Annotated in this window: 17 protein-coding genes; 13 read left to right on the top strand and 4 right to left on the bottom strand. The window is 60.7% G+C overall.

Features of this window, described 5'->3' with window-relative positions:
• Positions 1-87 precede the first annotated feature (87 nt).
• Positions 88-1,002: a DUF808 domain-containing protein gene (locus AC3WN7_RS27565; RefSeq protein WP_102675717.1), complete on the bottom strand. Its 915-nt coding sequence runs from the start codon at positions 1,000-1,002 to the stop codon at positions 88-90.
• A 134-nt stretch (positions 1,003-1,136) separates the two neighbouring features.
• On the opposite strand from AC3WN7_RS27565, the gene AC3WN7_RS27560 reads away from it, so the two are divergent.
• On the top strand, positions 1,137-1,745 hold the full coding sequence (locus AC3WN7_RS27560) for a TetR/AcrR family transcriptional regulator (RefSeq protein ID WP_015096199.1): 609 nt from the start codon (positions 1,137-1,139) through the stop codon (positions 1,743-1,745).
• Positions 1,746-1,854: 109 nt separating this feature from the next.
• On the opposite strand, the gene AC3WN7_RS27555 is transcribed toward AC3WN7_RS27560, so the two are convergent.
• The gene (locus AC3WN7_RS27555) at positions 1,855-2,313 is read right to left on the bottom strand and encodes an REP-associated tyrosine transposase (RefSeq protein WP_095963883.1); all 459 of its coding nucleotides are present in this window, start codon (positions 2,311-2,313) and stop codon (positions 1,855-1,857) included.
• Between the two features lie 195 nt (positions 2,314-2,508).
• Positions 2,509-2,949 carry a GlcG/HbpS family heme-binding protein gene (locus tag AC3WN7_RS27550; protein WP_015096201.1) on the bottom strand — a complete coding sequence of 147 codons (441 nt, stop codon included), beginning with the start codon at positions 2,947-2,949 and terminating at the stop codon, positions 2,509-2,511.
• Between the two features lie 268 nt (positions 2,950-3,217).
• Between AC3WN7_RS27550 and gcl the strand changes: the two genes are divergently transcribed.
• From gcl to AC3WN7_RS27490, 12 genes are all read left to right on the top strand, one after another.
• The gene (gene gcl, locus AC3WN7_RS27545; protein ID WP_008020595.1) at positions 3,218-4,993 is read left to right on the top strand and encodes a glyoxylate carboligase; all 1,776 of its coding nucleotides are present in this window, start codon (positions 3,218-3,220) and stop codon (positions 4,991-4,993) included.
• 48 nt (positions 4,994-5,041) lie between these two features.
• On the top strand, positions 5,042-5,824 hold the full coding sequence (gene hyi, locus AC3WN7_RS27540) for a hydroxypyruvate isomerase (RefSeq protein ID WP_095963880.1): 783 nt from the start codon (positions 5,042-5,044) through the stop codon (positions 5,822-5,824).
• Positions 5,825-5,961: 137 nt separating this feature from the next.
• Positions 5,962-6,855 (top strand): 2-hydroxy-3-oxopropionate reductase, encoded by an 894-nt coding sequence (locus AC3WN7_RS27535; protein WP_095963879.1) that lies wholly within the window; start codon positions 5,962-5,964, stop codon positions 6,853-6,855.
• A gap of 153 nt (positions 6,856-7,008) precedes the next feature.
• The gene (locus AC3WN7_RS27530; RefSeq protein ID WP_102675718.1) at positions 7,009-8,289 is read left to right on the top strand and encodes a glycerate kinase type-2 family protein; all 1,281 of its coding nucleotides are present in this window, start codon (positions 7,009-7,011) and stop codon (positions 8,287-8,289) included.
• Entirely contained in the window at positions 8,279-9,694 is a 1,416-nt protein-coding gene (gene pyk / locus AC3WN7_RS27525) for a pyruvate kinase (protein WP_007971417.1), read from the top strand. The genes AC3WN7_RS27530 and pyk overlap by 11 nt, the downstream gene beginning before the upstream one ends.
• 150 nt (positions 9,695-9,844) lie before the next feature.
• Complete coding sequence (locus AC3WN7_RS27520) at positions 9,845-10,759, top strand: urea transporter (RefSeq protein WP_102675719.1); 915 nt, start codon at positions 9,845-9,847, stop codon at positions 10,757-10,759.
• 21 nt (positions 10,760-10,780) lie between these two features.
• The gene (locus tag AC3WN7_RS27515; protein ID WP_102675720.1) at positions 10,781-11,605 is read left to right on the top strand and encodes an ion transporter; all 825 of its coding nucleotides are present in this window, start codon (positions 10,781-10,783) and stop codon (positions 11,603-11,605) included.
• A 93-nt stretch (positions 11,606-11,698) separates the two neighbouring features.
• Positions 11,699-12,694 (top strand): sulfate ABC transporter substrate-binding protein, encoded by a 996-nt coding sequence (locus AC3WN7_RS27510; protein WP_102675721.1) that lies wholly within the window; start codon positions 11,699-11,701, stop codon positions 12,692-12,694.
• A gap of 244 nt (positions 12,695-12,938) precedes the next feature.
• Complete coding sequence (locus tag AC3WN7_RS27505; RefSeq protein WP_102675722.1) at positions 12,939-14,144, top strand: MFS transporter; 1,206 nt, start codon at positions 12,939-12,941, stop codon at positions 14,142-14,144.
• 46 nt (positions 14,145-14,190) lie between these two features.
• On the top strand, positions 14,191-15,078 hold the full coding sequence (locus tag AC3WN7_RS27500) for a LysR family transcriptional regulator (RefSeq protein ID WP_207258300.1): 888 nt from the start codon (positions 14,191-14,193) through the stop codon (positions 15,076-15,078).
• 82 nt (positions 15,079-15,160) lie between these two features.
• Positions 15,161-15,628: a helix-turn-helix domain-containing protein gene (locus AC3WN7_RS27495; protein ID WP_095964055.1), complete on the top strand. Its 468-nt coding sequence runs from the start codon at positions 15,161-15,163 to the stop codon at positions 15,626-15,628.
• Positions 15,625-16,200 carry a PIN domain-containing protein gene (locus tag AC3WN7_RS27490; RefSeq protein WP_095963873.1) on the top strand — a complete coding sequence of 192 codons (576 nt, stop codon included), beginning with the start codon at positions 15,625-15,627 and terminating at the stop codon, positions 16,198-16,200. Before AC3WN7_RS27495 ends, AC3WN7_RS27490 begins: the two co-directional genes overlap by 4 nt.
• Positions 16,201-16,359: 159 nt before the next feature.
• Here AC3WN7_RS27490 and phnN read toward each other — a convergent pair whose 3' ends face one another.
• A complete protein-coding gene (gene phnN, locus AC3WN7_RS27485; protein WP_095963872.1) occupies positions 16,360-16,926 on the bottom strand; it encodes a phosphonate metabolism protein/1,5-bisphosphokinase (PRPP-forming) PhnN in 567 nt (188 codons plus the stop codon).
• Positions 16,927-17,416: the final 490 nt, after the last annotated feature.

Genomic DNA, 17,416 nt, shown 5'->3' with positions numbered 1-17,416 from the left:
CGAATAGGGTGTGTCAGACAACCTTTTTGGTGACTGACACACCCTATTCGCGAGCAAGCCCGCTCCCACATTTGTTAGGTGTAGTCTTCAGCCTTTCAGGGCTTTCCAGATCTTGCTGACGGCCATCACGCCGACCAACACCACCGCACCCGCCACAATCCCCGCCACACCATTGAGCAACACCGGCACGATAAATCCGCCGCCACCCGCCGCCGCACCGACACTTTCGATCCAGTGATGCACCACCGGCACACCGTGCGTGAGAATCCCGCCGCCCACCAGGAACATCGCCGCGGTGCCGATCACCGACAGGCTCTTCATCATGTAGGGTGCCGCACGCAGAATCCCGCCGCCGATGCTTTTCGCCATCTGCCCGGGTTTCTGGGTCAACCACAGGCCAAGGTCGTCGAGCTTGACGATACCCGCCACCAATCCGTAAACGCCGACCGTCATGACAATGGCAATGCCCGACAGCACGATGATCTGCTGGGTCAACGGAGCACCGGCCACGGTGCCGAGGGTGATGGCGATGATTTCCGCCGAAAGAATGAAGTCGGTGCGGATCGCGCCTTTGATCTTGTCCTTCTCGAACGCCACCAGGTCAGTGGCAGGATCGGCCACCGCCTCGACCAGTTGCGCATGCTCGGCGGCGTCTTCAGCCTTGCTGTGCAGGAACTTGTGGGCGAGCTTTTCAAAGCCTTCGAAGCACAGATAAGCGCCGCCGACCATCAACAACGGCGTGACCAGCCACGGAATGAACGCACTGATCGCCAATGCCGACGGCACCAGGATCAATTTATTGATGAACGAACCCTTGGCGACCGCCCAGACCACCGGGATTTCCCGCTCGGCCCGCACACCGCTGACTTGCTGGGCATTGAGTGCCAGGTCGTCACCGAGTACGCCGGCCGTTTTCTTGGCGGCCATTTGGGTCATGACCGACACGTCGTCCAGCACGGCCGCGATATCGTCGATCAGCAACAGCAAACTGCTTCCTGCCATGAATCGGGTTTCCTTCTGCAATGAATGCGCAGCAGCATAGCGCGACACAAGAGCCTACGGTGCATTCTTGAGCGCCGCGCGAGGCCGGTGATACCATGCGCAACCGCCAGAACAGGCAAGGAATCACCGGGTTTATGAGCACTATCCGCGAGCGCAACAAACAATTGATCCTGCGTGCCGCCAGTGAGGAGTTCGCCGACAAAGGCTTCGCTGCGACCAAAACCAGCGACATCGCGGCCAAGGCGGGATTGCCCAAGCCCAACGTCTACTACTACTTCAAATCCAAGGAAAACCTCTACCGCGAGGTCCTGGAAAGCATCATCGAGCCGATCCTGCAGGCTTCGACACCGTTCAATCCGGACGGCGAACCCGGCGAAGTGCTCAGCGGCTACATTCGCTCGAAAATCCGCATCTCCCGCGACCTGCCTTTCGCCTCAAAGGTGTTCGCCAGCGAAATCATGCACGGCGCGCCCCACCTGAGCAGCGATCTGGTCGAACAGCTCAATGGCCAGGCCAAACACAACATCGAGTGCATCCAGACCTGGATCGACCGCGGACAAATCGCCCCCATCGACCCCAACCACCTGATGTTCAGCATCTGGGCCGCCACCCAGACCTACGCCGACTTCGACTGGCAGATCACCGCCATCACCGGCAAGGCCAGGCTGGATGAAGAAGATTACGAAGCGGCGGCGCAGACGATTATCCGGTTGGTGCTCAAGGGCTGTGAGCCGGAGCGGTAGACCGAGTCGCGACCTTCGCGAGCAAGCCCGCTCCCACAGGGGATTTGCAACACCATAGATCCAATGTGGGAGTGAGCTTGCTCGCGAATGGCGGCAACCCGGTTTTAGATCAAACCCAGATCGCATCCCACAACGGATAGTCACCCAGCTTCTGAACCAACCCAGCCCGCAATGGGTTAGCCACAACGTATCGAGCCAGCTTTACCAGATCCTCTTCTTTTCTCAGCGCATGGTCATGAAAACTCTGTTGCCAGAGACTGCCCGATCTGCCAGTTGCACTGTTGATTGCACGAGTACTCAATGACTTCGTCTGGCACATGAGTTGCGCCAGCGATCCTCTATGCAATTGTATTAACCAGTGGAAATGATCGGGCATGACCACCCAGGCCAACGACTCGGCAAATCCCTCACTCTGTGCTTGCCTGAACTGATGCACCACCAACCTGCCCAAGGGGTAATCCCTGAAAACGGGCTCTCGTTTTAGTGTGTTGGCAGTCAGTAGATAGATGCGATTTTGTTCGGTGTAGCGGCCGATGCGCAGGCGGTGTGAAGCTGACAGCTCAGGCATTCCTTTGCCCCTCTAATGGATGAACTCCAGAAAAGGCTAGATCAGCGAAGACAGAATGGCGGTACAGACCTTTAGCTGGATGTGTCTGGGAGATCGCCTTCGCGAGCAAGCCCGCTCCCACACAGGATTTGCAACACCATAGATCCAATGTGGGAGCGGGCTTGCCCGCGAAAGCGGTAGTTCAGTCAGCGAAAATCAAGCCGCCACCCCCGCATCCGCCACTAACCCCAACGCCTCGATGGCATTGATCGCGCACTGCTCGTCAACATCCGACAGATCGCCGCTGATCCCCACCGCCCCCAGCACGTTCCCATCCTGATCCCGCACCAGCACACCACCCGGTGCCGGCACGACACTGCCCTGCCCCAGGCTGTTCAACGCGGCGATAAACGCCGGGCGTTGCTGGGCGTCCAGCGCCAGCAGGCGTGAGCCCTTGCCCAGGGCGATGGCGCCCCAGGCTTTGCCGATGGCGACGTGCGGGCGCAGCAGGCTGGCGCCGTCTTCGCGTTGCAAGGTGATCAGATGCCCGCCGGCATCCAGTACCGCAATGGTCAAGGGTGCCGCGGCGATTGCTCGCCCGGCGGTGATGGCCTCGTTGACCAGGTTGACTGCGACTTTCAAGGTTAAAGCGCTCATGGTGCCGTCCTCATTTTGTTATAGGGAAAGTCGTGGGGCTGCGCGTTTGTGCCGCAGCCCGATGCAACAAATAGAACACAATGAATTATTTTTTTGTATACAATAATTCTCGAAAGGCGCCACATGCGACGAAAAGCCACAGTGGAACGGGCTTCCGACGAATGAAACAAGCGCTTGAGAAAATGGATTGACCTGCGCCGTCCGCCGTGAATACACTCTGCGCAAAGCCACTTGTATACAATTACAAAACGTAAAGAGGCACAAAACCATGAGCAAAATGAGAGCAATCGAAGCCGCCGTTCTGGTGATGCGCCGTGAAGGGGTCGATACCGCTTTTGGCATCCCGGGTGCCGCCATCAACCCGCTGTACTCCGCCCTGCAAAAGGTCGGCGGCATCGATCACGTACTCGCTCGCCACGTTGAAGGCGCCTCGCACATGGCCGAGGGCTACACCCGCACCAAAGCCGGCAACATCGGCGTGTGCATCGGTACTTCCGGCCCTGCCGGCACCGACATGGTCACCGGGCTCTACAGCGCCTCGGCCGACTCGATTCCAATCCTCTGCATCACAGGCCAGGCACCCCGCGCCCGTATGCACAAGGAAGATTTCCAGGCTGTCGACATCACCAGCATCGTCAAGCCAGTCACCAAGTGGGCGACCACCGTTCTGGAACCGGGCCAGGTGCCTTACGCGTTCCAGAAAGCCTTCTATGAAATGCGCTCCGGCCGTCCAGGCCCGGTGCTGATCGACCTGCCGTTCGACGTTCAAATGGCGGAAATCGAATTCGACATCGACGCTTACCAGCCACTGCCACTGGCCAAGCCGACCGCTAGCCGGGTTCAGGTCGAGAAGGCCCTGGCCTTGCTGGATCAGGCCGAGCGTCCATTGCTGGTGGCCGGTGGCGGCATCATCAACGCCGACGCCAGCGACCTGCTGGTGGAGTTCGCCGAGCTGACCGGTATTCCGGTGATCCCGACCCTGATGGGCTGGGGCACCATCCCGGACGATCACCCACTGATGGTGGGTATGGTTGGCTTGCAGACCTCGCACCGCTACGGCAACGCGACCATGCTCAAGTCGGACGTGGTGCTGGGCATCGGTAACCGTTGGGCCAACCGTCACACCGGTTCGGTCGACGTGTACACCGAAGGCCGCAAGTTCATCCACGTCGATATCGAAGGCACTCAGATCGGCCGCGTGTTCACCCCGGACCTGGGCATCGTTTCCGACGCCGCTGCCGCGCTGACCGTGTTCATCGAAGTCGCTCGCGAATGGCAAGCCGCCGGCAAACTGAAAAACCGCAGCGCCTGGCTGCAAGACTGCCAGCAGCGTAAAGCCAGCCTGCAGCGCAAGACTCACTTCGACAACGTGCCGGTCAAGCCGCAGCGCGTTTACGAAGAGATGAACCAGGTGTTCGGCAAGGACACCTGCTACGTCAGCACCATCGGTCTGTCGCAGATTGCCGGCGCGCAATTCCTGCACGTCTACAAGCCGCGCCACTGGATCAACTGCGGTCAGGCAGGCCCTCTGGGCTGGACCATTCCGGCAGCACTGGGCGTGGTCAAGGCTGATCCGAACCGTAAAGTCGTGGCCCTGTCGGGGGACTATGACTTCCAGTTCATGATCGAGGAATTGGCGGTGGGCGCGCAGTTCAAGCTGCCCTACATTCATGTCGTGGTGAACAACTCGTACCTGGGCCTGATCCGCCAGGCGCAACGCGGTTTCGACATGGACTACTGCGTGCAGTTGTCCTTCGACAACCTGAACGCGCCGGAACTCAACGGCTACGGTGTCGACCACGTTGCAGTTGCCGAAGGCCTGGGTTGCAAGGCGCTGCGTGTGTTCGAACCGGCTCAGATCCAGCCTGCCCTGCGCAAGGCTCAGGAACTGATCGAAGAGTTCAAGGTTCCGGTGATCGTCGAGATCATCCTGGAGCGCGTGACCAACATTTCCATGGGCACCGAGATCAACGCCGTCAACGAATTCGAAGACCTGGCGCTGGTCGGCGACGACGCACCAACCGCGATTTCGCTGCTGGACTAACTGCTGACCGCTCCCACAAGGGACTTCATACATATACGGGAGACCACCATGCCGCGTTTCGCAGCCAACCTGTCCATGCTGTTCACCGAACAGGACTTTCTTGCCCGTTTCGAAGCGGCCGCCAAAGCCGGCTTCAGTGGTGTCGAGTACCTGTTCCCGTACGACTTCAGCTCCGCCGAAATCAAGGCCAAGCTCGACGCCAACGGTCTGACCCAAGTGCTGTTCAACCTGCCGGCCGGTGACTGGGCCAAGGGCGAGCGCGGTATCGCGTGCCTGCCGGACCGGGTTGAGGAGTTCCGTGCCGGTGTCGATCTGGCCATCGCCTACGCGCAGGTGCTGGGCAACACCCAGGTCAACTGCCTGGCCGGTATCCGGCCGCAGGGCTTTGACGATGCCACCGTGGAGAAAACCTTCGTCGCCAACCTCAAGTACGCGGCCGACAAGCTGCAAGCGGCGGGTATCAAGCTGGTGATGGAGGCGATCAACACCCGTGACATTCCAGGTTTCTATCTGAACAACACGGCGCAAGCCCTGTCGATTCGCGAGCAGGTCGGCAGCGCCAACCTGTTCCTGCAATACGACATCTACCACATGCAAATCATGGAAGGCGACCTGGCCCGCACCCTGCAATCGCACCTGGGCGAGATCAACCACGTGCAGCTTGCGGACAACCCGGGGCGCAACGAACCAGGCACCGGTGAAATCAACTACCACTTCCTGTTCGAACACCTGGACCGCATCGGGTATCAGGGCTGGGTCGGTTGCGAATACAAGCCGCTGACCACCACCGAAGCGGGCCTGGGCTGGCTCAAAACCCACAACGCGATCTGACACATATCCCTGTAGGAGCGAGCCTGCTCGCGATGGTCGTCAACGATTACGCGGGCTGTCTGGATGCCCGCGTTGCTTCGGGGTTCATCGCGAGCTGGCTCGCTCCTACAGAAAGCACAAAACAAGAGGATTTTCTCATGGCTAAAATCGGATTTATCGGCACCGGCATCATGGGCCACCCAATGGCGTTGAACCTGCAGAAAGCCGGTCACAGCCTGTTCCTGTCGGCGCACCACGACGCCGCCCCTGCCGACCTGGTCGCCGCTGGCGCCGTTGCTCTGGCGAACCCGAAAGAAGTCGCCCAGGAAGCCGAGTTCATCATCGTCATGGTGCCGGATACCCCGCAGGTCGACGACGTGCTGTTCCGTGCCGACGGTATCGCTGCCGGCGTGGGCAAAGGCAAAGTGGTGATCGACATGAGCTCGATCTCGCCGACCGCCACCAAGGCTTTCGCCGCGAAGATCAACGAAAAAGGCGCGCAATACCTCGACGCCCCGGTCTCCGGTGGTGAAGTCGGCGCCAAGGCGGCGACCCTGAGCATCATGGTCGGCGGCGATGCCGACGCCTTCGAACGCGCCCTGCCGCTGTTCCAGGCCATGGGCAAGAACATCACTCTGGTCGGTGGCAACGGCGACGGTCAAACCGCCAAGGTGGCCAACCAGATCATCGTGGCCCTGAACATCCAGGCCGTGGCCGAAGCCCTGCTGTTCGCTTCGAAAAACGGTGCCGATCCAGCCAAGGTGCGTGAAGCACTGATGGGCGGTTTCGCTTCCTCGAAGATCCTCGAAGTGCACGGCGAGCGCATGATCAAGGGCACCTTCGATCCTGGCTTCCGCATCAGCCTGCACCAGAAGGACCTGAACCTGGCCCTGCAAGGCGCCAAGGAGCTGAACATCAACCTGCCGAATACCGCCAACACCCAGCAAGTGTTCAGCACCTGCGCGGCCATCGGTGGCAGCAACTGGGACCACTCGGCGCTGATCAAGGGTCTGGAACACATGGCGAACTTCTCGATTCGCGACAAGAAGTAAGTCCTGCCCCATCCCCATGTGGGAGCGGGCTTGCTCGCGAAGGCGCCATGTCAGTCAACATCTCTGTTGAATGTGAAGCCGCCTTCGCGAGCAAGCCCGCTCCCACACTGGACCGAGTTGCCCTTCAAATAACAAGAATTCCGGGAGCCCGCCATGTCGGTCGATCCGCAACAATTGCTGCGCGAGCTGTTTGCCACAGCCATCGACGCGGCGCATCCGCAACAAGTCCTCGAAGCCCATCTGCCTGCCGACCGCAGCGGTCGCGTCATTGTCATCGGCGCCGGCAAAGCCGCAGCCGCCATGGCACAGGTGGTCGAGCGCTGCTGGCAGGGTGAAGTGTCAGGCCTGGTGGTGACCCGTTACGGTCACGGCGCACCTTGCGAAAAAATCGAAGTGGTCGAAGCCGCGCACCCGGTACCGGACGCCGCCGGCCTGGCCGTGGCCAAGCGTGTGCTGGAACTGGTCAGCGACCTCAACGAATCCGACCGCGTGATCTTCCTGCTCTCCGGTGGTGGCTCTGCCCTGCTGGCACTGCCGGCCGAAGGCATCACCCTGGCCGACAAGCAGTCGATCAACAAAGCCCTGCTCAAGTCCGGCGCGACCATCGGCGAGATGAACTGCGTGCGCAAGCACCTCTCGGCGATCAAGGGCGGCCGCCTGGGCAAAGCCTGCTGGCCGGCCACTGTCTACACCTATGCGATTTCCGATGTACCGGGCGATCTCGCCACGGTCATCGCTTCCGGCCCTACCGTGGCCGACCCGAGCACCTCGGCCGAAGCCCTGGCGATCCTCAAACGCTACGCCATCGAGGTTCCGGCCTCGGTGCGCACCTGGCTGCAAAGCCCCGAATCGGAAACCGTTAAACCCGGCGACCCGAGCCTGGCACGCAGTCACTTCCAATTGATCGCCCGTCCGCAGCAATCCCTTGAAGCGGCGGCAGTGAAATGCCGCCAGGCCGGGTTCAGTCCGCTGATCCTCGGCGACCTCGAAGGCGAATCCCGCGAGGTGGCGAAGGTCCACGCCGGCATCGCGCGACAGATCGTCCTGCACGGTCAGCCACTGGCGGCGCCCTGCGTGATTCTCTCGGGCGGTGAAACCACCGTCACCGTGCGCGGCAATGGCCGTGGCGGGCGCAACGCCGAGTTCCTGCTGAGCCTGACCGACAGCCTCAAAGGCCTGCCCGGCGTCTACGCACTGGCCGGTGACACCGACGGCATCGACGGCTCGGAAGACAACGCCGGCGCAATCATGACCCCGGACAGCTACGCCCGCGCCGCCGCAAAGGGCCTGAGCGCCAGCGACGAGTTGGACAACAACAACGGCTACGGCTACTTCGAGGCACTCGACGCCCTGATCGTCACCGAGCCGACCCGAACCAACGTCAACGACTTCCGCGCCATTCTGATCCTTGAGAGCCCTAAACATGACGCCTGACAAAAAGGTCAAAATCCTCGCCACGCTCGGCCCGGCCATCGACGGCATCGACGACATCCGTGAGCTGGTGCTGGCCGGGGTCAACATCTTCCGCCTGAACTTCAGCCATGGCGATCACGCGGACCACGCCCAGCGTTTCCAGTGGATTCGTGAAGTCGAGCGCCAACTGAATTATCCATTGGGCATTCTGATGGACCTTCAAGGCCCGAAACTGCGGGTTGGCAAATTCGCCGAAGGCAAGGTGCAACTGGTACGCGGCCAGGCCCTGCGCCTGGACCTCGATGCCACGCCGGGTGATGAGCGCCGGGTCAACCTGCCCCACCCGGAAATCATCGCCGCGCTGGAGCCGGGCATGGACCTGCTGCTGGACGACGGCAAGTTGCGCCTGCGGGTCGTGACCAAGTACGCCGACGCCATCGACACCACCGTGCTCAATGGCGGCGAACTGTCGGACCGCAAAGGCGTGAACGTGCCGCAAGCGGTGCTCGACCTGAGCCCGCTGACCGCCAAGGATCGCCGCGACTTGACCTTCGGTCTGGAGCTGGGCGTGGACTGGGTGGCACTGTCGTTCGTGCAACGTCCGGACGACATCCGCGAAGCCCGCAGCCTGATCGGCGACAAGGCCTTCCTGATGGCCAAGATCGAGAAGCCCTCGGCGGTCGAACAACTGCGCGAAATCGCCGAATTGAGTGATGCGATCATGGTCGCCCGCGGTGACCTGGGCGTGGAAGTGCCGGCCGAAAGCGTGCCGCAGATCCAGAAGAACATCATCAGCACCTGCCGCCAGCTCGGCAAACCGGTGGTGGTGGCCACGCAGATGCTGGAGTCGATGCGCTTCTCGCCGGCGCCCACCCGCGCCGAAGTCACTGACGTTGCCAACGCCGTGGCCGAAGGTGCGGACGCGGTGATGCTGTCGGCGGAAACCGCGTCCGGCGAATACCCACTCGAAGCCGTGCAGATGATGAGCAAGATCATCCGCCAGGTGGAAAACGGTCCGGACTACCAGACTCAACTCGACGTCAGCCGACCGAAAGCCGAAGCCACCGTTTCCGACGCGATCAGCTGCGCCATTCGCCGTATCAGCAACGTGCTGCCAGTGGCGGTGCTGGTCAATTACAGCGAATCCGGCGCGTCGAGCCTGCGTGCGGCGCGGGAGCGGCCGACCGTGCCGATCCTCAACCTGACGCCGAACCTGCAGACCGCCCGTCGCCTGAGCGTGGCCTGGGGTGTGCACTCGGTGGTCAACGATCGCCTGCGCCAGGTCGATGAAGTCTGCTCCACAGCGCTGGAGATCGCCCAGGCCCAAGGCATGGCGCAGCGTGGCGACACCTTATTGATCACCGCCGGTGTGCCCTTTGGACAGCCGGGATCGACTAACTCTCTGCGTATCGAGACATTGATCTAGCGCCTGAACTGGCCTCTTCGCGAGCAAGCCCGCTCCCACATTGAATCTTTGTTCAGTCATTGATTCTGTGGTGCACACAGATCAACTGTGGGAGCGGGCTTGCTCGCGAAGCAGGCGACACGATTCACTGGAAACACCACAGACTCCATCATGCCTGCCAACCATTTCAACACCCACTGCCCCGACTGGGCCGAAGCCTTGCTCAACGGCTTCAGCCAGATCTTTCTCCAGCGTAATCCGCTGTGCGGCCTGCTGTGTCTGTTGGCCATTTTGTTCACTGCACCCGCCTTGCTGGGCGGCGCCTTGCTCGGCGGTGTTGCCGGGTTGTTCACCGCGCAACGTCGCAACTACGCCAAGACTGACCGTCAGGCCGGATTGTTCAGCTACAACGGCGTTCTGCTCGGTCTGTTGCTGAGCCTGTACTTCCCCTGGTCGGCGATGATGCCGCCGCTGATTCTGGCCGCCGGCGGCCTGAGCGCGATGCTCACCCAGCAGTGGCTAAAGCGCGTCCGGTTCAGCCAATACCTCCCCGCCTACACCACGCCGTTCGTGGTGCTGAGCTGGGTGCTGCTGTGCTTCGCCACGCCCTCGACAGAGGCGCATTTGATCGAAGTCAGCACCCTGAACATGCTCGCCGCCCCTTTCAAAGGCATCGGTCAGGTGATGTTCCTCGGTCATCCGCTGGCCGGTGCGATGATTGCCGCCGGTTTGCTGATCGCTGATCGCCGCGCCTTCTGCTGGGCGTTGTTGGCGTCTGTCGCGGGCATGGGCTGGAGCCTGCTGCAGCACGACTTCTACACCGCACTGCTGGGTCTCGGCGGCTACAACGCCGTACTCGCCGCCCTCGCCTTCAGCTCGCAGCGTCGCCAACCGTGGCTGCCGCTGGTTGGCATCGGCCTGGCGCTGTTGCTGACGCCGGTGTTTGCCGCCATGGGTCTGCCCACGCTGACCGCGCCGTTCATTCTTGGCTGCTGGCTGATCCGCACGGTTGTTCAGATGCTCGGCAAAGCCCGGGTCGAAAGCGCGCCTTGCGCTACCGGGGAGAATCAACCTAGGCTGCGCTGATCATCGAGTCAGGCGTTATCCATGGACAGCAACAAACACTGGCGTGAAGACCTTTACGTCATGATTTTCCAGACCGACACCCAGGCGGGTCGGCGCTTCGATGGCATCCTGCTGCTGATCATCCTCGCCAGCCTAGTGATCGTGATGCTCGACAGCATCGACAGCATTCACCGCAACTACGCCGATGTACTCGCCTATATCGAGTGGGGCTTCACGGTGATCTTCCTCGGCGAATACATCCTGCGCCTGTACTGCTCGCCCAAACCCCTGCGCTACGCCTTCAGCTTTTACGGACTGGTGGACCTGCTGGCCATTGTGCCCGGCATCCTCGCGCTGTATTACGCCGATGCGCAGTATCTGCTGATTATCCGGATCATCCGCATGCTGCGGATCTTCCGCGTGCTCAAGCTCAGCCCTTATCTCAAGCAAGCCAACTACCTGATGTCGGCGCTGCGCGGCAGCAAGCAGAAAATCGTGGTGTTCCTGGTCAGCGTCTGCACGCTGGTGACGGTATTCGGCACGCTGATGTATGTGATCGAAGGCCCGGAACATGGCTTCACCAGCATTCCCAAAGGTATCTATTGGGCTATCGTGACACTGACCACCGTGGGCTTCGGCGACATCGTGCCAAAGACGCCGCTGGGCCAGGTGATTTCGTCGCTGGTGATGATCACCGGTTACTCGATCATCGCCGTGCCTACCGGGATTTTCACCGCTGAACTGGCCAACGCCATGCGCGGCGATCAACTTCAACACGACTGCCCGGTGTGCAAGAAAAACAGCCACGAACAGGGCGCTGCATTTTGCTCCCGTTGCGGCAACGCACTGTTCAAAAAACTGGAATAAGCAAAGAGCTTTTTAATCTTTAAAGGTCTATGCGAGCACGGTTATAGTCGCTGGCAAAATGCCCCATCTTTTAAATAGAACAAGGATTGCGCAGTGAAAAAACTCTTTAGCGCCTCTCTTCTAGCCGCTGGCCTGGTACTGACAAGCGTAACTCAAGCCGCACCGACACTGCTCAACGTCTCGTACGACGTGATGCGCGATTTCTACAAGGACTACAACACTGCGTTCCAGAAACACTGGCAAGCCGAGCACAATGAAAACATCACCCTGCAGATGTCCTTTGGCGGCTCCAGTAAACAGGCGCGCTCAGTGATCGACGGCCTGCCGGCGGATGTCATCACCATGAACATGGCCACCGACATCAATGCCCTGGCGGACAACGGCAAACTGGTCCCGGACAACTGGGTCACGCGCCTGCCGAACAACAGCGCGCCGTTCACCTCGGCCACCGTGTTCATCGTGCGCAAGGGCAACCCGAAAGCCCTGAAAGACTGGCCGGACCTGCTCAAGGATGGCGTGCAAGTCATCGTGCCGAACCCGAAGACTTCGGGGAACGGTCGCTACACCTACCTCTCGGCCTGGGGCTACGTGCTGAAAAACGGCGGTGACGAGAACAAGGCCAAAGACTTCGTCGGCAAGCTGTTCAAGCAAGCGCCGGTACTCGATACCGGTGGCCGCGCCGCCACCACCACCTTCATGACCAACCAGATCGGCGACGTGCTGGTGACCTTCGAGAACGAAGCGGAAATGATCGCCCGCGAGTTCGGCCGTGATCAGTTCGAAGTCATCTACCCAAGCGTTTCCGCCGAAGCCGAGCCACCGGTGTCGGTGGTCGACAAAACCGTCGACAAGAAAGGCACCCGCGCTGCCGCCGAGGAATACCTGAAGTACCTGTGGTCGCCGCAAGGCCAGGAGATCGCTGCCGCCAATTACCTGCGCCCGCGTGACCCGGCCGTGCTGGCCAAGTACACCGACCGTTTCCCGAAAGTGGACTTCCTGTCCGTCGAGAAGACCTTCGGTGACTGGCGTACCGTGCAAAAGACCCACTTTAACGATGGCGGGGTTTTCGACCAGATTTATGCGCAATAAACACCTGTAGGAGCGAGCTTGCTCGCGATGGACGTCAACGATAATGCGTTTTTCTGAATAAACGCGTTGACCGTGACTCCATCGCGAGCAGACTCGCTCCTACAGGCAAGGCCATTCGGCGGACGACACGCGCGTCAGTCAGTCATTCCGCAATGGAATGATAGCTATCACTCCAATCCCGCTTCCGCCGTTTCAGCCAGCCCGTTAGCCTGCGCGCATTCCTTTCCGTACAGCGAGCCCCGTTATGAACCCAGCGACCCAGGTGCCCCGCGGCACCGCGACAATGACCCGAGGCATGGTGCTGCTGTTCGCTTTCTGCTGCGGGGCCATTGTCGCCAACATCTACTACGCCCAGCCGATCATCGGCCTGATCGCCCCGGACATTGGCCTGAGCAACACCATGGCCAGCCTGATCGTTTCCCTGACCCAGATCGGTTATGCACTGGGGCTGTTTTTCCTGGTGCCGCTGGGGGATCTGCTGGAGAATCGCCGGTTGATGATCATCACCACCCTGGTGGCGATTGCCAGTCTGCTGGGTGCGGCGTTCACCGATCAGCCGAACGTGTTCTTGCTGATTTCGCTGTTGGTGGGGTTCAGCTCGGTTTCGGTGCAGATCCTGATTCCACTGGCCGCACACCTGGCGCCGGAGGAAACCCGTGGCCGTGTGGTGGGCGGGATCATGGGCGGTTTGCTGCTCGGCATTCTGCTGGCCCGGCCAGTGTCCAGCGTGGTGGCCGACCACTTCGGCTGGCGCGCGATGTTTGTGATTGCCGCGGTGTTGATGGCGGCCATCAGCATTGTGCTGGCCATGACCATTCCCAAACGTGAACCCGATCACAGCGCCTCCTATGGCCAGTTGCTGGGCTCGCTGTGGACGCTGCTGCGCAAACAACCGGTGCTGCGTCAGCGGGCGTTTTACCAGGGCTGCATGTTTGCCACTTTCAGCCTGTTCTGGACCGCCGTACCGCTGGAGCTGGCGCGCAATCACGGTTTGTCGCAAAGCGAGATTGCGATTTTCGCCCTGGTCGGGGCCATCGGCGCCATCGCCGCCCCGATCGCCGGACGCCTGGCCGATGCCGGCCACACCCGCATCGCGTCGTTGCTGGCCCTGCTGTTCGCCAGCCTGAGTTTCATGCCGGCGTTCATCCATCCGGCCTACAGTGTCATCGGCCTGGCCGTGACCGGCGTGGTGCTGGACTTCTGCGTGCAGATGAACATGGTCCTCGGCCAGCGTGCGGTGTACGCCCTCGACGGCAAAAGCCGCAGCCGCCTGAATGCGCTGTACATGACCAGCATCTTCATCGGCGGCGCCTTCGGCTCTTCGGTGGCCAGCGCAGTGTACGAACAGGGCGGCTGGCTGTGGATCGTGATCGTCGGCAGTGCGTTTCCACTGCTGGCGTTATTGCGGTTCCTGAGTGTTTCGCCGAAGGCATCGTTGGCGACGGCTTGAAACCATTGACTTGCGACATCCTCAAGATTTGGCACAAGGACCCTCAATGGACCGCCTCGGCGCAATGGAAACCTTCGTCTACGTGGTGGAAACCGGCTCGTTTTCCGCCGCGGCACGACGCCTGAACATCGGCCAGCCGGCCGTGTCGAAAACCATCGCGCAACTCGAATCGCGTCTGGCGGTGCGGTTGTTGCTGCGCTCGACTCGCGGCCTGACGCCCACCGAAGCCGGGCTGGCCTTTTTCGAGCGGGCCAAGCGTGCCATCGAAGAAGCCGACGAGGCCGACAACGCCGCACGGGGTTGCGCCAGCGGGCTGAGTGGCAACCTGCGTATCTGCGCGGCGGTCACCTTCGGCCGGCTGCACATCGTTCCGCACCTGGGCCCCTTCCTGGAGCAACACCCGGAGCTGAACATCGACCTGATGCTCGACGATCGCAATGTCAATCTGGTGGAAGAAGGCGTCGATATCGCCCTGCGCATGGGCGCGCTGAGCGACTCGGGCCTGACTGCGCGCAAGATCGCCGAATGCCGGCGCATGGTACTGGGTACACCGGCGTACTTCGAAAAACACGACGCCCCCACCTGCCCCGCCGACCTGTGCAAGCATCAGGCAATCGTCTACACCCTCGGTGACGGTGCCAGTTGGCAGTTCAACAAGGCCGGCGAGGAGCGGTCGGTGACCGTCAGCGGACGGATCCGTGTCAACGCCGCCGAAGGCCTGCGTGAAGCCGTGCTGGCCCATCAAGGACTGACCATGGCTTCGCAATGGATGTTCGCGCCGGAACTGGCCGACGGTTCGGTCCGGGAAGTGATGAAGGACTGGGCAGTGCCGAACCAGGACCTGTGGGCTGTGTTCCCTACAGGCAGGATGGCCAGCGCCAAGGCTCGGGCGTTTGTGGAGTATGTGCAGGGGTTGTTGAAGAACGAGGTTTGAAAGCCAGGCGTTTCGTTTATTGCGATTTTCGATTAATTCGAATAGCCTATTGAAATCGATTATTCTGAAATTGGAAGCCGTCATGTCGACCGTCATTCATCCGCCAATCAATTTGCCCGCAAAACACGAAATACAGGCCGCGATCGAGGGGCAACGCACCCTGGCTGCCTATCTCGCCACCCGGTTCGAAACTCAGCACATCCAGATATTCGATGAGCAGAACGAAGCGCATAACATCGAACTGCCCACCTCGGCGCTCCGTTTGCTAGTCGATATTCTGGCGGAACTCGCGGCCGGTAACGCTGTGAAAGTAGTCCCGGTTCACGCTGAACTGACTACGCAAGAAGCGGCAGACCTGCTCAATGTCTCACGTCCACACCTGATCAAACTGCTCGAATCCGGCGAACTGTCCTACCACAAAACCGGCAAGCACCGACGTGTGCGTTTTGCCGACTTGATGGACTATAAAAACCGGCGCGACACCGCCAGCGAGCAGGCAATGATGCTTCTCGCCGAGCAGGCACAGGCGTTAAGGACAGGATACGAGTGAGGCACTCTTCATTTACCGCTGTATATGACGCTTGCGTGCTTTACCCCGCGCCCTTGAGAGACTTTCTGATGTGGCTAGCGCTCTCCGGGCTTTTCAGGGCGAAATGGTCAGTGGCAATACACGATGAATGGAAACGCAATCTGCTGAAAAACCGCCCGGATCTCAACGCCACGCAATTGAATCGCACCTGCGAGCTAATGGATCTGGCGATTCCCGACGCCTGCGTGTCGGGGTACGAAGTTTTGATACAAGGACTGACGCTGCCCGACGCGGATGACCGACATGTCCTGGCGGCTGCCATTCGTTGCAACGCCAGCGTCATTGTCACCTTCAACCAGAAAGACTTCCCCCGCACCGCGTTGCAACCTTATGGCATCGAGGCCCAGCACCCCGACGAATTCGTCAATGACCTTTTCGACCTGGATCCGGCAGCAGTGGTCGCCGCGGCACAACGACAGCGCAAGCAACTGAAGGCCCCACCGATGAACACTGACACTTATCTCGATCTATTGTTACGTCAAGGCTTGGTTCAGTCGGTCAAGGCATTGAACAGTTTCCGGGCAATGCTTTGAAAATCACCACGCCTGATCGCTACAACGCACACCCACCAAACCCGACCCTGACATTCGCCGGCAAATCACCACGATGATTTATCAACCACGCATTCAAGGTGTGCCCGACACGGGTCAACACCAGCGGCTTCGGCTGCAACTCGACGATGCACTGCAACGTCAGGCACATGGGGATTGCTCGTCAATACAGGCCAGCAAGTGTTCGACCGTGGACTCCAGCGGCCCGGAGTTGTCGAGCAGGAGCACGGCCGGGTCGTCGGCCAGCAGCCGCTCGCTGAATCGCGCATTGCGCGCCAGACGCTGATCGATCTCGATCAACGATTCTCGCCCGCGCTCCAGCAAGCGATGCCGCAGTACCTCTTGATCCACAGTCAACAACAGCACCAATACGTCTGGATAGCGCTGGCGCGTGTTCTGCAAATGCCCCCGAGAGCCATTGACCAGCACGTCCTGGCCGGCGGCCAACCAATCGTCGATTTCCCGCGGGATGCCATAGGACAACCCATTGGCGTGCCAGCTCAGGGCAAACGCGCCCTGAGCTTCCATATCGGCAAACTGCTGCGCACTGACACCCAGCGCCGCCTCACCCACGGCTTCGGCCGAGCGGGTAATGACCCGCCTCACGATACGACAGCCGCGTTCGGCCAACCGCGTTCGCGCGGCATCCAGCAGGCTGTCCTTGCCCGAACCTGAAGGCCCGATGAGATAGATCAACCTGCCCGCCATCAAAACACCCTCTTCATTTGTCGCCACGCTTGCTGGACCACCGGCAAACCATCCTGACGGCGCTTGCACCCGATCAGCCCGCTGACCTGGCGAATGATCCATCACCTGCACCCGTTGCACCAGCAGGTTTTCCACCCGATCACGGTATGGGCCCAGGGTGTTCGATCAGTGCCGGTTAAAAACTGTTACCTATGTGGGTGAGTCATACCCTGCGATCTTTTGATTTTGATTTTTGACCAAGTGTCGAAGAGGCGGACGATCAAGATCAAAAGATCGCAGCCCACCGCAGCTCCTGCCAGTGGGCCAGCGTACAACCCCACCACTCAACAGGCCGAGCGTTAGCTCGCCTGCCGCTTGTGATCTTGATCCACCCGCCCCCTCGGCAGGCTGAGCGCAGGTGTTCATCCGGGGATGGGCGCGCAGCGCCGTTCGACGCAGTCGAACTCATTGCATGTAGGTCGAAGCGAAGCCGACCGGAGGGCAATGCCCC

It is taken from the genome of Pseudomonas sp. FW305-70 (assembly GCF_058783925.1).
This window is presented reverse-complemented; position numbering and strand designations above follow the sequence as displayed.

Excerpts from the sequence above, each read along its gene's own strand:
- AC3WN7_RS27565 (WP_102675717.1), bottom strand. The coding sequence starts at position 1,002 with ATGGCAGGAAGCAGTTTGCTGTTGCTGATCGACGATATCGCGGCCGTG.
- AC3WN7_RS27560 (WP_015096199.1), top strand. The coding sequence starts at position 1,137 with ATGAGCACTATCCGCGAGCGCAACAAACAATTGATCCTGCGTGCCGCC.
- AC3WN7_RS27555 (WP_095963883.1), bottom strand. The coding sequence starts at position 2,313 with ATGCCTGAGCTGTCAGCTTCACACCGCCTGCGCATCGGCCGCTACACC.
- AC3WN7_RS27550 (WP_015096201.1), bottom strand. The coding sequence starts at position 2,949 with ATGAGCGCTTTAACCTTGAAAGTCGCAGTCAACCTGGTCAACGAGGCC.
- gcl (WP_008020595.1), top strand. The coding sequence starts at position 3,218 with ATGAGCAAAATGAGAGCAATCGAAGCCGCCGTTCTGGTGATGCGCCGT.
- hyi (WP_095963880.1), top strand. The coding sequence starts at position 5,042 with ATGCCGCGTTTCGCAGCCAACCTGTCCATGCTGTTCACCGAACAGGAC.
- AC3WN7_RS27535 (WP_095963879.1), top strand. The coding sequence starts at position 5,962 with ATGGCTAAAATCGGATTTATCGGCACCGGCATCATGGGCCACCCAATG.
- AC3WN7_RS27530 (WP_102675718.1), top strand. The coding sequence starts at position 7,009 with ATGTCGGTCGATCCGCAACAATTGCTGCGCGAGCTGTTTGCCACAGCC.
- pyk (WP_007971417.1), top strand. The coding sequence starts at position 8,279 with ATGACGCCTGACAAAAAGGTCAAAATCCTCGCCACGCTCGGCCCGGCC.
- AC3WN7_RS27520 (WP_102675719.1), top strand. The coding sequence starts at position 9,845 with ATGCCTGCCAACCATTTCAACACCCACTGCCCCGACTGGGCCGAAGCC.
- AC3WN7_RS27515 (WP_102675720.1), top strand. The coding sequence starts at position 10,781 with ATGGACAGCAACAAACACTGGCGTGAAGACCTTTACGTCATGATTTTC.
- AC3WN7_RS27505 (WP_102675722.1), top strand. The coding sequence starts at position 12,939 with ATGAACCCAGCGACCCAGGTGCCCCGCGGCACCGCGACAATGACCCGA.
- AC3WN7_RS27500 (WP_207258300.1), top strand. The coding sequence starts at position 14,191 with ATGGACCGCCTCGGCGCAATGGAAACCTTCGTCTACGTGGTGGAAACC.
- AC3WN7_RS27495 (WP_095964055.1), top strand. The coding sequence starts at position 15,161 with ATGTCGACCGTCATTCATCCGCCAATCAATTTGCCCGCAAAACACGAA.
- phnN (WP_095963872.1), bottom strand. The coding sequence starts at position 16,926 with ATGGCGGGCAGGTTGATCTATCTCATCGGGCCTTCAGGTTCGGGCAAG.